General features: G+C 73.6%; 2 protein-coding genes. Both read right to left on the bottom strand.

Annotated features, from left to right (window positions below; translation table 11 throughout):
- A complete protein-coding gene (locus tag H5965_RS22935) occupies positions 1–14,370 on the bottom strand; it encodes an SDR family NAD(P)-dependent oxidoreductase (protein ID WP_310972181.1) in 14,370 nt (4,789 codons plus the stop codon).
- 143 nt (positions 14,371–14,513) lie between these two features.
- Positions 14,514–23,621: a type I polyketide synthase gene (locus tag H5965_RS22930; RefSeq protein WP_396136927.1), complete on the bottom strand. Its 9,108-nt coding sequence runs from the start codon at positions 23,619–23,621 to the stop codon at positions 14,514–14,516.
- Positions 23,622–23,625: the final 4 nt, after the last annotated feature.

Here is a 23,625-nt window from a genome sequence, read left to right as displayed (position 1 = left end):
TCAGGACATCCCCAGTTCGTCGTCCAGGAGGTCGAAGATCTCCTCGGCGGTGGCGTCGGCCAGTTCCGTGCCGGAGTCCGCCCGGCGCTCGTCGGTCGCGGTCCACCGGGCCAGCAGCCCGCGCAGGCGCTCGGTGATCAGGTCGCGTTCGCCGGCCTCGGTTTCGGTCGCGGCGAGCACCGCGGCCAGCCGGTCCAGCTCGGCGTGGACCGGCAGGACGGCTTTCGCGCCGTCCGCGGGCAGCTCGGCGCACAGGTGCTTGGTGAGCGCGTCCGGGTTCGGGTAGTCGAAGATCAGCGTGGCGGGCAGCCGCAGCCCGGTCACCGCGTTGAGGCGGTTGCGCAGTTCCAGCGCGGTCAGCGAGTCGAACCCGAGGTCGAGGAAGCCGCGCCCGGCCTCGACGGCGTGGCCCGAGGCATATCCGAGGACCGCCGCCACCTGGGCGCGCACGACCTCGTCGACGACCCGGAGCTGCTCGGCTTCCGGCAGCCCGGCCAGCCGTTCGGCCAGCCCGGGTCCGGCCGGGACGCCGTCGCGCACGGCCCGCCGTCCGGATGTCCTGATCAGCCCGCGCAGCAGCGGCGGGACGTCCGCGCGGGCGCGCCAGGCGGCGAGGTCCAGGGCGACCGGCATGAGCAGGGGCTCGCCCGACCCGAGGGCGAGGTCGAACAGCCGCAGCGCGCGGTCGGTCGGCAGGGCGCGGACGCCGGACCGGCCGAGGCGTGACACGTCGTCGTCGCCGAGATGCGCGGTCAGGCCGCTGCGCGCCTCCCACAGTCCCCACGCGAGCGAGGTCGCGGGCAGGCCGCGGCCGTGGCGGTGCTGGGCGAGCGCGTCGAGGTAGGCGTTGGCCGCGGAGTAGCCCGCCTGGCCCGCGCCGCCCATCGTCGCCGCGAAGGAGGAGAAGAGGACGAAGGCGTCGAGGTCCAGGTGCTCGGTCAGTTCGTGCAGGTGCCGCGCGGCGACCGCCTTGGGCCGCAGCACCGCGTCGAGCCGCTCCGGGGTCAGTGCTTCGAGGACGCCGTCGTCGAGCGCCCCCGCGGCGTGCACCACCGCGGTCAGCGGGTGCTCGGCGGGGATCGTTGCCAAGGCGTCTTCGAGGGCGGTCCGGTCGGCGACGTCGCAGGCGACCACGGTGACGGATGCGTCGGTCAGCCCGCCGAGGTCGGGAGCGCTGCGGCTGAGCAGCAGCAGGTGCCGGACGCCGTGGACGGTCACCAGGTGCCGCGCGAGCAGCCCGCCGAGCACGCCGCTCGCGCCGGTGATCAGGACGGTCCCGTCCGGGTTCCAGGCGTGCTCCCGCGGCGGCGGAGTCGCCCGAGCCAGGCGCGGTACGTGGAGTTCGCCGCCGCGCACCGCCAGCTGCGGCTCGCCGGACGCGGCGGCCACCCCGGCCCAGGTGGCGAGGTTCTCGGTCGTGTCGACGTCGAGGAGGACGAACCGGTCCGGGTGCTCCGACTGCGCCGAACGCACGAGACCCCAGACGGCCGCGGCGGCGGGGTCGGCGGGCGCCTCCCCGACGGCCGACTCGGTGACCAGGACCAGCCGCCCGTCTCCGCTCAGGAAGTCCTGCAGGGTCTCGAGCGTGGCCGCCGTCGCGTCGCCCCGGCACTCGGTGTAGACGACCGGCCCGGACTCGCCCAGCGGCACCGCCGGGGCGGCCGGCTCGGCGTCCAGGCGCTGCCACGTCATCGTGAAGAGCCCGTCGTGGTCCGCGGCGGCGGCCAGCTGATCGGCCGAAATCGGCCGCATGACCAGGGATTCCGCTTCGGCGACCGGTGCCCCGGTTTCGTCGGCGACGGCGACCGAGACGCCGTCCGCGCCGAGTGCTCCGAGCCGGACCCGCAGGGTGGTCGCGCCGGTGGCGTACAGCCGGACGCCGGTCCACGCGAACGGCAGCCGGGCGCCGGCCTGGGCGCTGGTCAGGCCGATCGGGTGCAGGGCCGCGTCGAGCAGGGCCGGGTGCAGGCCGTACCGAGCCGCTTCGGCGCGCTGCTCGTCGGGCAGGACGACCTCGGCGTAGAGGTCGTCGCCGTGCCGCCAGGCCGCACGCAGACCTTGGAACGCCGGGCCGTAGCGGTAGCCGTGGCCGGCCAGGGTGTCGTAGTGACCGTCGACGGGCAGCGGTTCCGCGCCCGGCGGCGGCCACGCGGTGAGCGCCGTGCCCGGCTCGACACCGGTGGCCAGGATGCCTTCGGCGTGCTGGGTCCACTCGAGGTCGTCGCCGGGTCGCGAATGGACGGTCAGCGCGCGACGGCCGGTTTCGTCAGCGGTCTCGACCCGGAGCTGGACGGCGACGCCGCCACGGCGGGGCAGCACCAGGGGCGACTGGAGGGTCAGCTCTTCGACGGTCTCGCAGCCGGCCTGGTCGCCCGCCTGCACGGCCAGCTCGACGAACGCGGTGCCCGGCAGCAGCACGGTGTCACCGACCGCGTGGTCGGCGAGCCACGGCTGGGTGCTCAGGGACAGCCGCCCGGTGAGCAGGGTGGTGCCGGTGCCCGCGACGGTCACGGCCGCGCCGAGCAGCGGATGCCCGGCGTCGGTGAGGCCGAGCCCGCCGGCGTCCCCCGCCGTGACCGCGGTCCACTGCGGCCAGTACCGCTCCTGCTGGAACGGGTAGGTGGGGATGTCGGTGAACCGGGCGCCGGGGAACGCCGGGGTCCAGTCGACGTCGACGCCGTTGACGTGCGCTTCGGCCAAGGCGGTGTAGAAGCGGGTGAGCCCGCCGTCGTCCCTTCGCAGCGAGCCCACGGCGAGGACGTCGTCCCCGAGGGCCATGGTCAGCACCGGATGCGGGGATGCCTCGACGAACGTCCCGAACCCGTCGTTCTTCAACCGCTCGACGGCGATGTCCAGCCGCACTGTCCCGCGGAGGTTCCGGTACCAGTACTCGGCGTCGAGAGCACCGTCGGCCCACTCGCCGGTCACCGTCGAGAAGAACGCCGTCTCCCCCGTTCGCGGCGTGATCGGGGCAAGTACGTCGAGGAGTTCCTCGTGCAGGTGCTCGACCTGCGCCGAGTGCGAGGCGTAGTCGACCGGCACGCGCTTGGCCCGGATGCCGTCGGCGGTGCACGCCGCGATCAGCTCGTCGAGGGCGGCCGGCTCGCCGGACACGACCACCGCGGCCGGGCCGTTCACCGCCGCGATCGAGATCCCCTCGGTCAGCCGCTCCTCGACGGCGGACAGCGGCGCGGCCACCGACACCATCCCGCCGCGGCCGGCCAGCGCCAGGATCGCCCGGCTGCGCAGGGCCACCACCCGCGCGCCGTCGTCCAGGGAGAGCGCACCCGACACCACCGCGGCCGCGATCTCACCCTGCGAATGGCCGACCACCGCGTCCGGGACCACGCCGAACGAGCGCCAGAGCTCGGCCAGCGAAACCATCACCGCGAACAACGCGGGCTGCACGACATCGACCCGGCCCAACGCCTCCGCGTCCGCCAGCACGTCACGCAGCTCCCAGTCCACAAAGGACGACAAGGCCGCCGCGCACTCGTCGAGCCGGGCCGCGAACACCGCGGAGGACTCCGCCAGTTCGAGCGCCATCCCGGGCCACTGCGAACCCTGTCCGGGGAAGACGAGCGCCACCTTGCCGGGTGTTCCGGCGATCCCGGAGACCGCGTCCGCCGCGGGGACCCCCTCGGCGACGGCGGCCAGCGCCTCGGTGCCGAACACCACCGCGCGGTGCGGGAACCGCGACCGGGCCGTGACCAGCGTGAACCCGACGTCGGCCGGGTGCCCGTCGATCCCGGCGAGGGCGGCGGCCTGGTCGCGCAGGGCGGTTTCGGTCCGTCCGGACAGCACCCACGGCACCGGCCCGGAGACCGGCTCGCGCTCCTCGGCCACGGCTTCCGGCGCCTGTTCGAGGATCGCGTGGGCGTTGGTGCCCGAGATGCCGAACGACGACACCCCGGCCCGCCGCGGGCGCCGCGACGTCCACTCCCGAGGCTCGGTGAGCAGCTCGACCGCACCGGCCGACCAGTCCACGTGCGACGATGGCGCGTCCACGTGCAGCGTCGGCGGCAGCACGCCGTGCCGCATCGCCATGACCATCTTGATCACGCCCGCGACCCCGGCCGCGGCTTGGGTGTGCCCGAGGTTGGACTTCACCGAGCCCAGCCACAGCGGCTCGTCCCGCTCTTGGCCGTAGGTGGCCAGGAGCGCCTGGGCTTCGATCGGGTCGCCCAGCGTCGTGCCGGTCCCGTGCGCCTCGACGGTGTCCACTTCGGACGGCGTCAGCCCGGCGTCCGCAAGGGCTGCGCGGATGACGCGCTGCTGCGACGGTCCGTTCGGCGCGGTCAGGCCGTTGGACGCGCCATCGGAGTTGACCGCCGAGCCGCGTACCACGGCCAGCACCCGGCGGCCGTCGCGCAGGGCGTCCGACAGCCGCTGCACCAACAGCATGCCCGCGCCTTCGGAGAACCCGGCGCCGTCCGCGGCGTCGGCGAAGGCCTTGCACCGGCCGTCCGCGGCGAGGCCGCGCTGGAGGCTGAAGTCGACGAACATGCCGGGGGTCGCCATCACGGTGGCCCCGCCGGCCAGCGCCATCGAGCACTCGCCGCGCCGTAGCGCCTGCACCGCCAGGTGCAACGCCACCAGCGACGAGGAACACGCCGTGTCCACAGTCAACGACGGGCCTTCGAGACCGAACACATAGGACAGCCGCCCGGAGACGACGCTGGCCGCGTTGCCGACCCCCGCGTGGCCTTCCAGGGACTCGGTCGAGCGTTCGAGCAGGGCCGGGTAGTCCTGGCCGTTGGTCCCCGCGAAGACGCCGATCCGTTCGCCCCGCACCGAAGCCGGGTCGAGCCCGGCGCGTTCGAAGGCCTCCCACGACGTCTGGAGCAGCAGCCGCTGCTGCGGGTCCATCGCGAGGGCCTCCCGCGGGGAGATCCCGAAGAAGCCGGGGTCGAAGCGGGTGGTGTCGTCGAGGAAGCCACCCTCGCGGGCGTAACTCTTGCCGGTGGCGCCGGGTTCGGGGTCGTAGATCTCGTCGAGGTCCCAGCCGCGGTCGGCCGGGAACGGCGTGATGCCGTCGCCGCCCGCGGCGACCAGCCGCCAGAGGTCCTCGGGCGAACGGACTCCGCCCGGGAACCGGCAGCCGATGCCGACGATGGCGATCGGCTCGTCCGCGGCGATTCCCGCGGCCACCGCGGCTTCGGCCGACGTCCCGGTGCCGAACAGCTCGCCGAGGAACCCGGCGAGGACGGTGACCGTGGGGTGGTCGAACACCAGGGTCGCGGGCAGCCGCAGGCCGGTCGCGGCGGCCAGCCGGGTACGCAGCTCGACCGCCGTCAGCGAGTCGAAGCCGAGTTCGGAGAAGGCTCGTCCGACGTCGACGGCCGCCGGGGAAGGGTGCCCCAGCACGGCCGCGGCCTGCGCGCGGACCAGGTCGGTCAGCACGCGGTGGGTGTCGGTCGCGCTCAGCCCGGCGAGCCGGGCGGCGTATCCGGACGGCTCGGGTGCGGTCTCCTCGGCGGCGTCCGGGATCTCGGCGAGCAGCGGCCGGCGGCGGGCAGCGGCGAAGGCGGGGGCGAACCGCGGCCATTCGACGTCGGCGACGACGACGGTCGTGTCGTCGAGGTCGAGGGCCCGGCCGAGCGCGGTCAGCGCCAGGTCGGGGTCGAGCGGCGGGACACCTTCGGCCGTCAGCCGGTCCCGGTCGACGCCCTCGTCGGCGTCCCAGACACCCCAGGCGATCGACGTCGCGGCCTGGCCGCGGGCCCGGCGGCGCTCGGCGAGCGCGTCGAGGTGGGCGTTGGCCGCCGCGTAGGCGCCGTGGGCGCGGCTGCCGACGACGGCGGCGATGGACGAGAACAGGACGAAGGCGTCGAGGCCGTCCGGGAGCAGCGCGTCGAGGTGGTCGGCGGCGTCCGCCTTGACGCGGCACGCGCGGTCCAGGAGGTCCGGGGTGGTGTCGGCGAGGGGCGCCAGGTCCGTGACGGCGGCGGCGTGGAACACCGACCGCACCGGCCCGTGGGCCTCGAGCACCGCGGCGAGCTGGTCACGGTCGGCGACGTCGCAGAGCGCCTCGACCACTTCGGCGCCGTGCAGGGTCTCGACGCCGGGCAGGGCGGCCGCGGCGAGCACGATCCGGGTGGCACCCCGGGTGATCAGCCAGCGAGCGAGCCGGACGGCCGCGTGACCGTCGGCGTCGGTGACGAGCACGGTGCCCTCGGGCCGCCAGCGCCGCGCGGGTTCCGCGGTTGCGGCGGGCACGAGCCGGCGGGCGAAGACGCCGGACGTGCGCAAGGCAACCTGGTCCTCGCCGGTGGTTCCGGCCAGCACGGCGGCCAGTTTCGTGGCGGCGGCTTCGTCGAGGACCGGTGGCAGGTCGACCAGGCCACCCCAGCGGGTCGGGTGCTCGAGCCCGTGGATCCGGCCGAGCCCCCAGACGCGGGCCTGCGCCGGGTCGGGCGCGCGGTCGCCGGGTCCGGTGGCCACCGCCGCGTCGGTGAGGAGCCAGAGCGGGGCGTCGAGCCGGGTCAGGTCGAGGGCGGTCGCGGCGTCCGGCCGGACGGCCACCACTCCGGTCAGGTCCTCGACGTCCTGGACGATCTCGGCACCGTGCGCGGCCAGGACCTCCCGGACACCGTCGTCCCCGACGACCAGCCAGCGGCCGGAGAGCCGAGCCGGTGGGGTGGCGATCGGGCGCCAGGCGATCCGGTAGCGCCAGGAGTCCGTGGTGGTCTCGTCGTGGCGGCGGCTGCGCCACTTCGCCAGGGCAGGCAGGACGGCGTCGAGCGGAGCGTCTTCGGCGACGTCGAGGACGCCCGCGAAGGCCGGGACGTCCTGGTCGCCGACGACGTCCCAGAACCGCTGGTCGGCCTGGACCGGCTCTACTTCCGGGACGTCGAGCCAGTACCGCTCGCGCTGGAAGGCGTAGGTCGGCAGGTCGGCCGCGGGCGCACCGGCGAAGGCCGGGGTCCAGTCGACGGCGACCCCGTTGACGTGCGCCTCGGCGAGGGCGGTGTGGAAGCGGGTGAGGCCACCGTCGTTCTTGCGAAGGGAGCCCAGCGCGACGACGTCGTCCCCGAGCGCCATGGTCAGGACCGGGTGCGGTGACGCTTCGATGAACGTCCCGAAACCTTCGGACTTCAGGCGCTCGACCGCGGTGTCGAGACGGACCGTGCTGCGCAGGTTGGTGTACCAGTACTCGGCGTCCGGGGTTTCGTTCCACTCGCCGGTCACGGTCGAGATGAAGGCCGTGTGCCCCGGCTGCGGGTTCACCGGCGCCAGGACGTCGAGGAGTTCGTCGCGGAGTTGCTCGACCTGCGGCGAGTGGGACGCATAGTCCACCGGCACGCGCTTCACGCGGATGCCGTCCGCGCGGCAGGCCGTCATGAACTCGTCCAAGGCTTCCGGCGTACCGGAGACCACGACGGCCGCGGGTCCGTTCACGGCGGCGATCGAGACGCCCTCGGTCAGCCGTTCCTCGACGGTGTCCCACGCGGCCGCGACGGACACCATCCCGCCACCACCGGCCAGCGCCAGAATCGCCCTGCTCCGCAACGCCACCACCCGAGCGCCGTCCTCAAGCGACAGCGCCCCCGAGACGACCGCGGCCGCAATTTCCCCCTGCGAGTGGCCGACGACCGCGTCCGGGACCACGCCGAACGACCGCCACAGCTCCGCCAACGACACCATCACCGCGAACAACGCAGGCTGCACCACATCGACCCGGCTCAACGCCTCCGCATCGGCCAGCACCTCACGGAGTCGCCAGTCCACAAAGGACTCCAGGGCCATCGCGCATGCATCCAGGCGCGCCGAGAAGACCTCCGACGACTCCGCGAGTTCGAGCGCCATCCCGGCCCACTGCGCGCCCTGGCCGGGAAACACCAGCGCGACCTTGCCCGGTTCGTTCGCCGCACCGGTGATGACGTTGGCCGCGGGAGCACCCTCGGCGAGCGCGGTGAGGCCGCCGGCCAGATCGTCGCCGACCACGACCGCGCGGTGCCGGAACAGCGACCGCGCGGAGACCAGCGCCGCCCCGACCGACGCGGCCGGCAGCCCGGCTCGGTCGAGCAAGGCGGCCGCCTGTGCCTGCAACGCACCAGGGGTGCGCCCCGAAATCACCCACGGCACCACACCGCCGGCAACCAGCTCCGGAACAGCCTCCGAAGCCTCCTCCAGGACCGCGTGCGCGTTGGTGCCGCTGACCCCGAACGACGAAACACCCGCCCGCCGCGGCCGGTCGGCCACCCACTCACGCGACTCGGTCAGCAGCTCCACAGCACCCGCCGACCAGTCCACTTGCGACGATGGCGCGTCGACGTGCAACGTCTGCGGCAGCACCCCGTGCCGCATCGCCAGCACCATCTTGATCACGCCGCCGACACCCGCCGCCGCTTGGGTGTGGCCGATGTTCGACTTCAGCGAACCCAGCCACAGCGGCGTTTCCCGCTCCTGGCCGTACGTCTCCAGCAGCGCCTGCGCCTCGATCGGGTCGCCGAGCGTCGTGCCGGTGCCGTGCGCCTCGACCGCGTCCACTTCGGACGCCGTCAGCCCCGCGTTCGCCAGGGCCTGGCGGATCACCCGCTGCTGCGCGGGGCCGTTGGGGGCGGTGAGGCCGTTGGACGCGCCGTCCTGGTTGACCGCCGTCCCGCGGACGACGGCGAGCACCGGGTGGCCGTGGCGGCGCGCGTCGGACAGCCGTTCCACCAGCAGGAGGCCGGCGCCCTCGCCCCAGCCGGTGCCGTCGGCGGCGTCCGCGAACGACTTGCACCGGCCGTCGGCCGCGAGGCCGCGCTGGCGGCTGAACTCGACGAACAGCGCGGGCGTCGAGAGGACCGTGACCCCGCCGGCCAGCGCCAGGTCGCATTCGCCCTGCCGCAGCGACTGGCACGCCAGATGCAGCGCCACCAGCGACGACGAACACGCCGTGTCCACCGTGATCGCCGGGCCTTCGAGCCCGAACGCGTAGGCGATCCGGCCGGAGGCGACGCTGCCCGCGCTGCCGTTGCCGAGATAACCCTCGTAATCCTCAAGTCCACTTCGGACGTTCTGCAGCCGGGTGGCGTAGTCCTGGTACATCACGCCGGCGAAGACACCGGTCCGGCTGCCGCGCACCGCGTCCGGCACGATCCCGGCGCGCTCGAACGCCTCCCACGCGACTTCCAGCAAGAGCCGCTGCTGCGGATCCGTCGCGGTCGCTTCGCGGGGCGACATGCCGAAGAACTCGGCGTCGAAATCAGCGGCGTCATGGAGGAATCCGCCTTCACGGACGTAGGACGTCCCGCCGTGGGCGGGATCGTGGTCGAAGAGGTCGGGCCAGCCGCGGTCGGCGGGGAACGCCGAAACGGCGTCGCGGCCCTCGGCGACCAGCCGCCAGAGGTCGTCCGGGGAGGCGATGCCGCCCGGGTAGCGGCAGCTCATGGCGACGATCGCGATCGGCTCGTCGGCGGCGGCCTTCGTCGTGACGACGGTGTCCGCCCGCCGCCCGGCGAGGTGGGCGGCGAGCACCGTCGGCGTCGGGTGGTCGAACACGAGCGTCGCGGGCAGCCGGAGGCCGGTGGCGGCGGCGAGGCGGTTGCGGAGGTCGACCGCGGTCAGCGAGTCGAACCCGAGGTCCTTGAACGCGCGGGCGGGGTCGACGGCCTGCGCGGAAGCGTGCCCGAGGACGGCCGCCACCTGCGTCCGGACCAGGTCGAGCAGGCCCTCTTCGGAGAGCTCGCCGACGTGCCCGCCGGCCGCGGCGGCGCGGCGCGCGGGGGCGGGGAAGAGGCCGCGGAACAACGGCGAGACGGTGCCGTCGGCGGCCTGCCGCCGCAGTGCGGCGGCGTCGAGAGCGATCGGGACCAGCGCGGCCGGGCCCGCGGCGACGGCGCGGTCGAACAGCGCCAGCCCCTGCGCGGTGTCCAGGGGCCGCACGCCGGAGCGGCCGAGCCGGTCGCGCGCGCGGTCGTCGAGGTGCCCGGTCATCCCGCTGGCCTCGGCCCACAGGCCCCAGGCCAGCGACACGGCGGGCTGCCCGGCCGCCCGGCGACGCTGGGCGAGCGCGTCGAGGTAGGCGTTGGCGGCGGCGTAGTTGCCCTGGCCGCTGCCGCCGGTGGTGCCCGCGGCGGCGGAGAAGAGCACGAACGCGGCGAGATCGGCGGTCAGCTCGTCGAGGTTGCGGGCGGCGTCGGCCTTCGGGCGCAGGACCGCGTCCAGCCGCTCCGGGGTGAGGGCCTCGACGACGCCGTCGTCGAGGACACCGGCGGCGTGCACGACGGCGGTGACCCGGTGCGCGGCCAGCACCTCGGCGAGTGCGTCGCGATCGGCGGCGTCACCGGCGACGAAGACGGCGTCCGGCAGGTCGGCGGCGAGCTCGGCGGCGCCGGGCGCGTCCGCGCCGCGGCGACTGAGCAGGACCAGGTTCCGGACGCCGTGCTGCCGCGCGAGGTGCCGGGCGACGAGCCCGCCGAGCACGCCCGAGGCGCCGGTCACGAGGACGGCGCCGGCACCCCAGTCCGGCGTCTCGCCGGTGGCGGTGACCCGGGCGAGCCGGGGCACGAAGTGACGTCCCTCGCGGACGGCCGTCTGCGGCTCGGGCGGGACGATCGGGTGCTCGGGGTCGTCGGTGTCCAGCAGCGCGAACCGGCCGGGGTGCTCCGACTGGGCCGAGCGCACGAGCCCCCACGCGGCGGCGAGGTCGGGATCGGGGGCTTCGCCGTCGTGCACGGCGACGGCGCCGCTGCTGACGAAGACCAGCGTCTCGGGTCGCTCGGTGGTGAGCCAGTCCTGGACGAGCCCGAGCACGCAGTGGACCGGCGCCCCGCTGATCGGTTCGAAGACGGCGTCGGTTTCGGCCGCTCCGGCCGGGACTTCGGTCCAGTCCACTTCGTACAGGTCGTCGGCACGGTCCAGGCTGCCGGTGGGGAGCGGGCGGAGGACGAGGGATTCCGCCGTCGCGACCGGGGCGCCCGCCGGGTCCGCGACCTCGACCGTGACCTCGTCCGCGCCGCGGCGGGTGAGGCGGACGCGCAGCGCCGACGCGCCGGTCGCGTGCAGGGCCACGCCCGTCCAGGCGAACGGCAAGCGAGTCTGTCCGTCCTCGGTGGACAGCGACAGCGACAGCGCGAGCGGGTGCAGGGCCGTGTCCAGCAGGGCCGGGTGCAGGCCGAAGCGGGCCGCGTCGCGGTCGTCCGGCAGTGCGACCTCGGCGAAGATCTCGTCGCCGCGGCGCCAGGCCGAACGCAGGCCCTGGAAGGCGGGCCCGTAGCCGTAACCCGCGGCCGCGCGGAGGCCGTCGTAGAACCCGTCGAGGTCGATCCTGGCCGCGCCCTCGGGCGGCCAGGAGTCCAGAGTAAACCCGGCTTCGGGGGTGCCGGGCGCGAGCACGCCGGTCGCGTGGCGCGTCCACGGGTCGTCCTCGTCGCGCCGCGAATGGACCTCGAAGGCGCGCCGGCCGGTTTCGTCGGCCGCGCCCACCCAGACCTGCAGCGCGCGGGCGTCGCCGTCGGGCAGCGTCAGCGGGGTTTCCAGGGTGAGTTCCTCGACCGTGCCGCAGCCGGCGCGGTCGCCGGCCTGCACGGCGAGTTCGACGAACGCGGTGCCGGGCACCAGGATCGTGCCGTGCACGGCGTGGTCGGCCAGCCACGGCTGTGCCTGCGGGGAGACGCGTCCGGTGAGGACGAGACCGTCGCCCGCGGCCAGCGCCACCGCCGCGCCGAGCAGCGGGTGCCCGGTGGCGCTGAGGCCGAGCGCGCCCGCGTCGCCGGGGTCGGCGACGACACTGGGCCAGAACCGTTCGCGCTGGAAGGCGTAGGTCGGGAGGTCGACCGTGCGGGCGCCGGGGAAGGCCGGCGTCCAGTCGACGGCGACGCCCTTGACGTGTGCTTCGGCGAGGGCGGCGTGGAAGCGGGTCAGGCCGCCGTCGTTCTTGCGGAGCGATCCCAGCGCGACGACGTCCTCGCCGAGCGCCATGGTCAGCACCGGGTGCGGCGACGCTTCGATGAACGTCCCGAAGCCCTCGGACTTCAGCCGCTCGATCGCTGTGTCGAGCCGGACCGTGCTGCGGAGATTGGTGTACCAGTACTCGGCATCCACCCGTTCGTTCCACTCGCCGGTCACGGTCGAGAGGAAGCCGATCTCGCTGTCGCGGGGGGTGACCGGCGCCAGGACGTCCAGCAGCTCGTCACGCAGCTGCTCGACCTGCGGCGAGTGGGACGCGTAGTCCACGGGCACCCGCTTCGCGCGGATCCCCTCGGCTTCGCAGGACCTGATCAGCTCTTCGAGAGCGTCCGGCACACCGGACACCACTACGGCGGCCGGGCCGTTCACCGCGGCGATCGAGATGCCCTCGACCAGCCTCTCCTCGACGGTCCCCCTCGCGGCCGCGACGGACACCATCCCGCCACCACCGGCCAGCGCCAGGATCGCCTTGCTCCGCAACGCCACCACGCGAGCGCCGTCCTCAAGCGACAATGCCCCCGAGACGACCGCGGCGGCAATCTCACCCTGTGAGTGACCGACCACCGCGTCCGGAACAACGCCGAACGACCGCCACAGCTCCGCCAACGACACCATCACCGCGAACAACGCGGGCTGCACCACATCGACCCGGCCCAACGCCTCCGCGTAGGCCAGTACGTCACGGAGTTCCCAGTCCACAAAGGACTTCAGCGCGGTGCCGCAGTCATCTAGGCGGCCCGCGAACACCGGCGACGATTCCGCAAGCTCGAGGGCCATCCCGGCCCACTGCGACCCCTGGCCGGGGAAGACGAGGGCCACCTTGCCCGGCGCACCGGCTTCCCCGGTGATGACGTTCGCCGCCGGGGCGCCTTCGGCGAGCGCCGTGAGACCACCGGCGAGATCGCCGACCACGACCGCGCGGTGCGGGAACGCCGTACGGGTGCTGACCAGCGAAAACCCGACGTCCGCGGCTGGCGCTTCGTGCCCGGCCAGTGCCGCGGCCTGCGCTTTGAGCGCGTCGGGGGTCCGCGCGGACAGCACCCACGGCACCGGGCCGATCGCGTTCGAAGGTGCCGGTTCCTCGGCGTCCGGCGCGGCTTCGAGGATGGCGTGGGCGTTGGTGCCGCTCATGCCGAACGCGGACACGCCCGCGCGGCGCGGCTCGCCGGTCTCCGGCCAGGGCCGGGCCTCGGTGAGCAGCCGGACCCCGCCGGACGCCCAGTCGACGTGCGAGGTCGGGGCGTCGACGTGCAGCGTCCGCGGCAGGACGCCGTGCCGCATCGCCATGACCATCTTGATCACCCCGGCGACCCCCGCTGCGCCCTGGGTGTGGCCGATATTCGACTTCAGCGAGCCGAGGAACAGCGGGTCGTCGGCGGGGCGGGCGCGGCCGTAGGTGGCCAGCAGGGCCTGCGCCTCGATCGGGTCGCCGAGGGTGGTGCCGGTGCCGTGCGCCTCGACCGCGTCGACCTGCTTCGCCGAGAGCCGTGCGTTGGCGAGGGCGTCGGCGATCACGCGCTCCTGGGCGGGGCCGTTGGGGGCGGTGAGGCCGTTGGAGGCGCCGTCGGAGTTGATCGCCGAGCCGCGGACGACGGCGAGCACCGGGTGGCCGTGGCGCTGGGCGTCGGACAGTCGTTCGAGGACCAGCATGCCGGCGCCTTCGCCCCAGCCGGTGCCGTCGGCGGCGTCGGCGAAGGACTTGCAGCGGCCGTCGGGGGCCAGGCCGCGCTGCCGGCTGAAGGCGACGAACGCCGCCGGGGTGGACAGGACGGTCACGCCGCCGGCGAGGGCGAGGGAGCACTCGCGGCGGCGAAGCGCGTGACAGGCCCAGTGCAGCGCGACGAGCGAAGACGAGCACGCCGTGTCGACGGTGACGGCGGAACCCGCGAGGCCGAGGAAGTACGCCAGCCGTCCGGAGACGACGGCGGTCGCGGTGCCGGTGAGCAGGTGGCCTTCGAGGTTGTCGCCGGCGCCGCGCATGAGGTTGGCGTAGTCCTGGCCGGTGTTGCCGACGAAGACGCCGGTCTCCGAGCCGGCCAGCGACGCCGGGTCGATGCGGGCGCGTTCGATGGCCTCCCAGGTCGTCTCCAGGAGCAGCCGCTGCTGGGCGTCCATGGCGAGGGCTTCGCGCGGGGAGATGCCGAAGAAGCCGGCGTCGAAGTCGGCGACGTCGTGCAGGAAGCCGCCGGACGCGGTGTGGGAGGTGCCGGGCCGGTCCGGATCGGGGTCGCGGAGCGCGTCGAGGTCCCAGCCGCGGTTGTCCGGGAATCCGGTGACGGCGTCGGTGCCCGCGGCGACCAGGTCCCACAGCTGTTCCGGGCTGGTGACACCGCCGGGCAGCCGGCACCCCATTCCGACGATCGCGATCGGTTCCTGTTCGGCGTCTTCCACCGCCTGCAGCCGCCGGCGCGTCTGGTGCAGATTGGTCGTGACCCACCTGAGGTGTTCGCGCAGCGTCTCCTCGTCGGCCATCTCAGTGCCACCAGCCTTTTCTCCAGCGAAGTGCGGACACCCGGCACATCCGCGCGCCGAAGTGGCATCAATGCGAGGCTATGGGACCGGTTTTGGGCCTACAACCCCTAAAGATCCCGCCGACAGGGGCCCCTACGAGCGATTTACAATTTACCGAGATCATTGTTGATGAATTCCAGAAGTGCGTCATCATCGGCGAAATCGAGTTCACCGGTCTTTTCTTCTCGTTCGGAATAGCGGCTCAGCAGGGTTTGCAGCCGGACGGCGAGTTCGGTCCGCGTCAGCCGGTCGGGTGCACCGGCGGCGAGGGCCGCTTCCAGCCGGTCGAGCTCGGCCAGGACGCTCGGGGCGCCGTCGTCCAGCTGCGCGCGCAGGTGCTTGGCGAGCGCGGTGGCGTTGGGGTGGTTGAAGACGAGGGTCGGCGGCAGGGTGAGCCCGGTCGCGGCGGCGAGCCGGGTCCGCAGCTCGACGGCGGTGAGCGAGTCGAAGCCGAGTTCGGTGAAGGCTCGCTTGGCGTCGACGGCGTCAGCCGTGGCGTGTCCCAGCACCTGCGCGGCTTCGGTCCGGACCAGGGCGAGCAGGTCGGCGGGACGCCGGACCTCGGCCGGCTGCGGTTCGGGCAGCTTCGCCTCGGGCAGCTCGGCCAGCAGCCGGCTCGGCCGGGTCGCGGTGAAGGCGGCGGCGAACCGGGCCCAGTCGACATCGGCGACGACGACCGAGGTCTCCCCCGCGGTCCGCATCGCGTTGAGCGCAGCTTCGGCCGGCAGCGGCGTCAGCCCCCGCCGACGCAGGTGCTCCTGCTCAGCGGCACCGGCGGCCATCCCGCTGCCGGCCCAGGGCCCCCAGGCGACGGAGGTGGCTTTCCGCCCGGCGGCGCGTCGACGTTCGGCGAGGGCGTCGAGGTGCGCGTTGGCCGCGGCGTAGGCGGTCTGGCCGCCCGCGCCCCAGATGCCGGAGATGGAGGAGAAGAGGATGAAGGCTTCGAGGTCGTCGCCGAGGAGCTGGTCGAGGTGCTCGGCACCGGCGACTTTGGCGTGGAGGACCTTGCGGAAGTCGTCGTCGGAGAGGTCGGCGAAGGCGGTGGCCTGACTGACCCCGGCGGCGTGGACGACGGCGGTGACCTGCGGGATCTGCCCGATTGCCCGGGCCAGGTCGTCGCGATCGGCGACGTCGCAGGCGAGGACGGTCGCTTTCGCTCCGGCGGCCTGGAGGTCCTCGACGAGCTCGGCGGCCCCGGGGGCTTGCGGGCCGCGGCGGCTGAGGAGGACGAGGTGGTCGGCGCCGGCGTGCGCGGCCCAGCGGGCCACGGTGGCACCAAGGGCACCGGTGCCGCCGGTGATGAGGACGGTGCCGCTGGGCGTCCATGGCGAGGCGGGTAGCGGGGCGCGGACGATCCGCCGGGCGTAGGTGCCGGACGGCCGCAGGGCGATTTGGTCTTCTGCGTCGGTGTTGGGCTGGGCCGCTTGCAGCCGGCTGTTGTTGCCTGCGCCGGCGACGATCCCCCACACTTGCGCGGCGAGGCGCTCGTCCGGGGTCTCCGGAACGTCGACCAGCCCGCCCCAACGGTCCGGCGTCTCCAGGGCCAGCGCCCGGCCGAAGCCCCACAACGCGGCCAACCCCGGATCCCCGGCAGCCTCGTCCCCGAGCACGGCGACCGCCCCCACGGTCACGCACCACAGCGGCCCCACCCCGGCCCGGGCCAGCGCCGCCGCGTCGGCCACGGCGTCGTCACCCGGGGCCGAGATCAAGACCACTCCGTCGAACGGCCCCTCGGCCGGCTCTCCCGGCCCGGCCACGCAGACTCCGGGCCGCACCAGCGCATCCGCCCAGCCGCGCGCCGCACCCGGGGCGGCCACGATGGCGTACCGGCCCGACGGGGTCGCCGAGCCCGGCTCGGGCGCCGGAACCCAGGTCACCCGGTAGCGCCACGACTCGGTCTCCACGGCTCCGGCCCGGTCCCGCCGCCAGGACGCCAGCGCGGGCAGCACCTTGGCGACGTCCGCCTCCGGCACACCGGTCCCGGCCGCCAGCCCGGCGACGTCCGCGCGGTCGACCGCCGACCAGAACTGCGCGTCGAGCTCGCCACCCGCCGGACGCGGGGCCGGCCAGAAGCGCTCGCGCTGAAAAGCATGAGTGGGCAACGGAATCCGGCGGCCGGGCAGTTCGGTCCAGTCCACCGGCACCCCGGCGGTGTACAACCCGGCCAAGGCCGTGAAGAACGTCCGCACCTCGTCACGGTCGCGGCGCAACGCCGGGATCGCCCGGCCCGGGACCATCGAGCTGAGCACCCCGTCGGGCCCCAGTTCCAGGAACACCCCAGCCCCGGCCGCCGCCAAAGTGGACACCCCGTCGGCGAACCGGACCGCCTCACGCACGTGCCGCACCCAATATTCCGCCGTGAACGGCAAAGCGAGAGCACCGCTCACATTCGAGAGCACCGGTATCTCCGCCGGGTGGTACTGGAGTTGTTCGGCCACCTCGCGGAACGCGTCGAGCATCGGCTCCATCAACGGCGAGTGGAACGCGTGGCTCACCGTGAGCCGCTTGGTCTTGACGCCGCGCTCGGCGAACTCCGCGGCGATGGCCAGGACCGGAGCCTCGTCGCCGGAGATCACCACGGACTCCGGGCCGTTCACCGCCGCGATCGAGACACCTTCGGCCAGGACGATCGCGGACTCGGGAGCCGCGATCGACACCATCGCCCCACCGGCGGGCAGCGCCTGCATCAGCGACGCCCGCGCGGCGACCAATCGGCAAGCGTCCACAAGGGACAACACACCGGCGACGTGGGCCGCCGAGATTTCACCGATCGAGTGGCCGGCAACGAAGTCCGGGCGCACTCCCCACGACGCGAAGAGCCGATACAACGCGACTTCGACCGCGAACAAGGCAGGCTGCGCCGATCCGGTCTCGTCCAAAGCAGACCCGGCGAAGACGACCTCGTGCAGCGGACGCTCCAACAGCAGGTCGAACTCCGCGCACACGGCGTCGAACGCCTCGGCGTATACCGGGAACCGGTCGTACAGTCCCCGTCCCATGCCGACCCGCTGCGCGCCCTGCCCGGTGAAGAGCACGGCGAGCGAACCAGGTTCGACGTCCCCGCGGATCACGCCCGGGTCCGGCGCCCCGTCCGCCAGCGCCGTCAAGCCGCGGACGAGGTCACCGTCGTCCTCGGCGAGCACCACCGCGCGCCGGGACAGGGCCGCGCGGCCGGTCGCCAGCGAAAACGCGACGTCCGGCAGAGCGCCGCGCTCGGCAGCGAGCAGGCGACGGGCTTGCTCGCGCAACCCCGGCTCGGTCTGCGCCGAGACCGGCACCGGGAGCAGGCCCGCCGGAGCGGTGTCGTGCACGACGACGTCGTCCGGCGCCTGCTCGAGGATGGTGTGGGCGTTGGTGCCGGAGATCCCGAAGGACGACACGCCCGCGCGGCGCGGCCGGTCGGACGGCCACTTCCGGGTCTCGGTGAGCACTTCCACCGCGCCCGCCGACCAGTCCACTTGCGACGACGGCGCGTCGACGTGCAGCGTCTGCGGCAGGACGCCGTTCCGCATCGCCAGGACCATTTTGATGATCCCCGCGACGCCGGCCGCGGCCTGCGTGTGGCCCAGGTTAGACTTGACCGACCCCAGCCACAGCGGCTCGTCGCGGCCCTGGCCGTAGGTGGCCAGCAAGGCCTGCGCCTCGATCGGGTCGCCGAGTTTCGTGCCGGTGCCGTGCGCTTCCACGGCGTCCACTTCGGACGGACCGAGACCCGCATCGGCGAGAGCCGTCCGGATCACCCGCTGCTGGGACGGGCCGTTCGGCGCCGTCAAGCCATTCGACGCACCATCGGAGTTCACCGCCGAACCCCGGACCACGGCCAAGATTTCGTGACCGTTGCGGCGCGCGTCCGACAACCGCTCCACCAGCAGCAGGCCGGCGCCTTCGCCCCAGCCCGTGCCGTCGGCGCCCTCGGCGAAGGCCTTACAGCGGCCGTCCGGAGCGAGACCGCCCTGACGGTCGAACTCGACGAAGGCACCCGGCGTCGCCATCACGGTGACACCTCCGGCGACGGCGAGGTCGCACTCGCCCGCCCGCAGCGCCTGGCGCGCCCAGTGCAGCGCGACCAGCGAGGACGAGCACGCGGTGTCAACGGTGACGGCGGGGCCTTCGAGCCCGAAGGCGTAGGCGATCCGGCCGGAGACGACGGCGGCGGCGTTGCCTGTGCCGACGTAGCCGGCGACGTCGTCGCCCGCGTCGGTGAGCAAGGCGGGGTAGTCCTGGCCATTGGTGCCGGCGAAGACGCCGATGCGTTCGCCGCGCACCGAGCGCGGATCCCGGCCGGCGCGCTCGAAGAGCTCCCAGGCGGTCTCGAGGAGGAGCCGCTGCTGGGGATCCATGGCCATGGCTTCGCGTGGCGAGATGCCGAAGAGCTCGGCGTCGAATTCTGCCGCTCCACCGAGGAACCCGCCGGGCCTGACGGCACCCAGCCCGGACGGCCACCCGCGGTCGACCGGCGGAGCGGACAGGGCATCGGCCCCGCGGGCAACGAGGTCCCAAAGGTCTTCCGGCGAGCGAACATCACCGGGGAACCGGCACGCCATCGCCACGATGGCGATCGGCTCGTCGTCCCGCATTCCGGCAGGGTGCTCCATTTCGAGAGCGCTGCTCTCGCCTTGGAGCAGTGCACACAGATGCCGGGCGAGAGCATCCGGGTCGGGATGGTCGAAGGTGAGGGTGGCGGACAGCTCGAGCCCGGTGGCGGCCCGCAGCCGGTTGCGCAGTTCGACGGCCGAGAGGGAGGTGAAGCCAAGGTCGCTGAAGGCCCGCCGCCGATCGACAGAACCGGCGGAGGCATGCCCAAGCACGGCGGCAACCTGTTCGCGGACAAGCTCAAGAACACCGGCGCCGGTGAAGCCGCGCGCGCCGGCGGAGTCGCGCGCGGCGGCTGCGAAGTCGGGGGCGGCGGAGTCGCGGGCGGCGGCTGCGGAGTCGGGGGCGGCGGAGTCGCGGGCGGCGGCTGCGGCGGAGTCGGGGCCGTTGACCGCGGCGGCAGCCGCGGCGGCGTTGCGGGTGCCCACCGCAGCGGGGTTGGCGGCAACAGCCGCGGCAGGGTTCGTGGCGCCGACCGCAGCGGGGTTGGCGGTGGTGTTGCGCGCGATGGCGTTGGCCGTGTTGGAAGCGGCGAGGAAAACGCGAGTGGTGGCGGGCGCAGCGATGCCGCCCGCGTTGTGGGCGGATGCTGGGAGTTCGGCGAGCAACGGGCTTGGGCGGACCGCCGTGAACGCCGGGGCGAACGTCTGCCAGTCGATGTCGGCGATGGTGATTGTCGTGTCGCCTGCGGACAAGGCACCTTCGAGGGCCGCTAGAGCGAGGTCGGGGTCCAGCGGGCGGAGGCCGGCTGCGGCTAGCCGTGTCCTGATGTCGGCTCCTGCCATGCCGCCTCCGGACCAGGGGCCCCATGCCACCGCGAGGGCCGGCTCGCCCTCTGCTCGGCGGGCTTCGGCCAGGGCGTCCAGGCGGGCGTTGGCCGCCGCGTAGGCGGCTTGGCCCGCCGCTCCGAGGGTGCCCGCCAGGCCCGAAAAGACGATGAATGCGTCCAGGTTGCGGGTGAGTTCGCTCAGGTGGACAGCGCCGGTGACCTTGGCCGCTTCGACGTTGGCGAGGCGCTCGGGCGTGACGGTGTCGATGATGCCGTCGTCGAGGATGCCTGCCGTGTGGACTACTGCGCGGAGGTCGTCGCCGATCCAGTCGATCAAGGCCGCTACGGCGACGCGGTCGGTGACGTCGCAGGCCTTGATGGTGGTTTCGGTGCCCGCGTTGGTGAGTTCGGCAGCCAGGTCCACTGCGCCGGGGGCGTCGGGGCCGCTGCGGGAGATGAGGACGAGTCGGTCGGCTCCGTTGGCGGCGGCCCAACGGGCGACGCGCGCGCCCAGCGCTCCGGTGCCTCCGGTGATCAGGACCGTGCCGTGAGGGTGCCAGTTCCGGGAGGGGCCGGCGAGCGGGGCGGGGACCAGGCGGCGGGCGAATGATCCCGACGCTCGGATGGCCACTTGATCTTCGTCGCCGGCCAGGACCGCCAGTAGCCGGGCAGCCGCGCGGGTGTCCAGGGTTGGCGGGAGGTCCACCAAACCGCCCCAGCGGTCGGGGTGCTCCAGGGCCGCCGTCCGGCCGAACCCCCAGAGGGACGCCTGCTCCGGGGCTTTCAGCCCGTCGGATCGGCCGATCGTCACCGCTCCGCGGGTCAGGGACCACAGCGGCGCCTTGATGCCCGCGTCGCCGAGGGCTTGGACCAGGGTTGCCGTTGCCGGGAGGTCGACCAGCGAAAGGACCGCCGTCCAGTGGTGGGTTGGCAGCTCGCGGAGGCGGTCGGCCAGTTCGGGGCGGGATTCCGTTGTCACGGTCAGGGGCACGACGCCGGTGAGCAGGGTCGCCAAGGCCGCTGCCGTTTCGCTGCCCTCGGGGGCGATCAACAGCCAGTCGCCCGGCTCTCCGGCTGACGCGGCCAGCGGCTTCCACTCGGCCCGGTAGCGCCACGACGCCACCTTGCCGTCCCGGCGGCTTCGGTCGCGCCACGCCGACAACGCCGGGCGGATGGCCTCCGCCAGCTGCTCGTCGAGACCCAGCGTTTCCGCGAGGTCCGGGCTCTCGACCGCCGACCAGAATGCCTGGTCCTCCGTGGACACCTCCGGCGGCGGGCCGGTCAACCAGTAGTGCCGTCGCTGGAACGCGTACGTGGGCAGGTCCGCCTGGGGCTCGGCGGGCAGGAGCTGCGTCCAGTCGACGTCCACACCCTGAACGTGAGCAGTGCTCAACGCTGAGAGCAGTGCTCTCGTTTCAGAGCGGTCGCGCCGCAACGCCGGGATCGCCGTGCCGCCGACCATCGCACTGAGGACGCCATCCGGGCCCAGCTCCAGGAACACGCCGACCCCGGCAGCCGCCAAAGTGGACACCCCGTCAGCGAAGCGAACAGCTTCTCGCACGTGGCGGACCCAGTAGTCCGCCGTGAACGTCGAAGCGAGAGCACCGCTCACATTCGAGAGCACCGATATCTGGGCCGGGTAGTACGTCAGGGTCTCGGCGATCGCACGGAACTCGTCGAGCATCGGGTCCATCAACGGCGAGTGGAACGCGTGGCTCACCGACAGGCGCTTGGTCTTCGGGAACTGAGCAGCGATCTCGAGGACCGCGGACTCCTCGCCGGAGATCACGACCGACTCGGGACCGTTCACCGCCGCGATGGAGACGCCCTCGGTCAGGGTGATCGCGGACTCGGGGGCGGCGATCGAGACCATCGCGCCGCCGGTGGGCAGCGCCTGCATCAGCGACGCTCGAGCGGCGACCAGGCGGCAGGCATCCCCAAGGGAGAGGACACCGGTTACGTGGGCAGCGACCAGCTCGCCGATCGAATGACCCGCCACGAAGTCCGGCCGCACGCCGAAAGATGACACCAGACGGAACAACGCCACCTCGAGCGCGAACAACGCCGGCTGGGTGAACTCGGTCCGATCCAGCAGCGACTGATCATCAAACGCCGTCCGCAGCGACGGATCGAAATGCGAAAGCACCTCATCGAAAGCCGCGGCATACACCGGGAACCGCTCGTAAAGCTCCAGGCCCATCCCGACCCGCTGCGCCCCCTGCCCGGTGAACAACACCGCCAAGCCGCCCGGAACGACCCGTCCGCGCACCACGTTGGGTGCCTCGCCGCCCGCAGCCAAAGCCGAAAGGCCCGTCCGGAACTCGGCCGCCGATGAACCGAACACCACCGCTCGGTCCTCGAACGTCGCCCGGCCGGACAGCAACGTCGCACCAACCTCCAAGGGAGGCTCGTCGACATAAGGCACCAGAGCCGCGGCCTGAGCACACAAAGCCTCCGTCCCGCGCGCCGACACCAGCCACGGAACCGGCCCCGAAAGGGTCGACGACGGCGAAGAGGCCGAAGGCGAAACCCCCTCCAGGATCACGTGCGCGTTCGTCCCCGAAATCCCGAACGACGACACGCCCGCCCGGCGCGGGCGGTCAGCAGGCCACTCGCGCGCCGAGGTCAGCAACCGGACCTCGCCCGCTGACCAGTCCACTTTGGATGACGGCGAGTCCACATGCAACGTCTGCGGGAGGACGTCGTGGCGCATCGCCAGCACCATCTTGATCACGCCCGCCACGCCGGACGCCGACTGCGTGTGGCCGATGTTCGACTTCACCGATCCCAGCCACAGCGGCGTCGCGCGGTCCTGACCGTACGTCGCCAGCAGGGCCTGGGCCTCGATCGGGTCGCCCAGGGCCGTGCCCGTTCCGTGGGCCTCGACGACGTCGACGTCCGATGGAGACAACCCCGCCGCCGACAACGCCGCCGTGATCACGCGGCGCTGGGAAGGTCCGTTCGGCGCCGTGAGGCCGTTCGACGCGCCGTCGGAGTTCACCGCCGAGCCGCGGAGGAGCGCCAGGACCGGGTGGCCGTTGCGGCGCGCGTCCGACAAGCGCTCCACCAGCAGCAACCCCACGCCTTCGGCCCAGCCCGTTCCGTCGGCCGCGTCGGCGAAGGCCTTGCACCGGCCGTCCGCGGCCAGGCCGCCCTGGCGGTCGAACTCGGCGAACGTGCCCGGCGTGGCCATGATCGTGACGCCGCCCGCGATCGCGAGGGTGCACTCGCCGCGTCGCAAAGCCTGTGCGGCCAGGTGCAACGCCACCAGCGATGACGAGCACGCCGAGTCGATCGTGACCGACGGGCCCTCCAGGCCGAGGTGGTACGACAGCCGTCCGGAAAGCACACTGCCCGCCGTTCCGGTGAGCAGGTAGCCGGCCACCTCCTCGGCGCCGGCGGTGCCGTACCCGGACGCCGCGCCACCCACGAACACGCCGGTACCGCTGCGCCGCAACGACTTCGGCGCGATCCGGGCGCGCTCCAGGAGCTCCCACGACGTCTCCAGCAGGAGCCGTTGCTGCGGGTCCATGGCCAGCGCTTCGCGGGGTGAGATGCCGAAGAAGTCCGCGTCGAACTCGGCCGCGTCGTGGAGGAAGCCGCCCTGGAACGGGCCCAGGGGCCAGCCGCGGTCGCCGGGGAAGCCGCCGATCGCGTCCGTGCCGCTCTCGACCAGGCGCCACAGGTCCTCGGGGGAGGCGACGCCGCCCGGGTAGCGGCAGCTCATGGCCACGATCGCGACGGGCTCGGCGTCCCGGGCCTCGACGTCGGCCAGCCGGTCGCGGGTGTCCTTCAGATCGGCCGTGACGAACTTGAGGTAGTCACGGAGTTTCTGCTCGTTGGCCATCAAAGCC

This window comes from Amycolatopsis sp. 505 (genome assembly GCF_031625235.1).
Classification (GTDB): domain Bacteria; phylum Actinomycetota; class Actinomycetes; order Mycobacteriales; family Pseudonocardiaceae; genus Amycolatopsis.
The sequence above is the reverse complement of the archived record's forward strand: the minus strand, read 5'-3'. Positions and strand labels throughout refer to the sequence as shown.

What these genes read in the sequence shown, in the direction of transcription:
- H5965_RS22935 (WP_310972181.1), bottom strand. Translation starts at nt 14,370, where the DNA reads ATGGCCGACGAGGAGACGCTGCGCGAACACCTCAGGTGGGTCACGACC.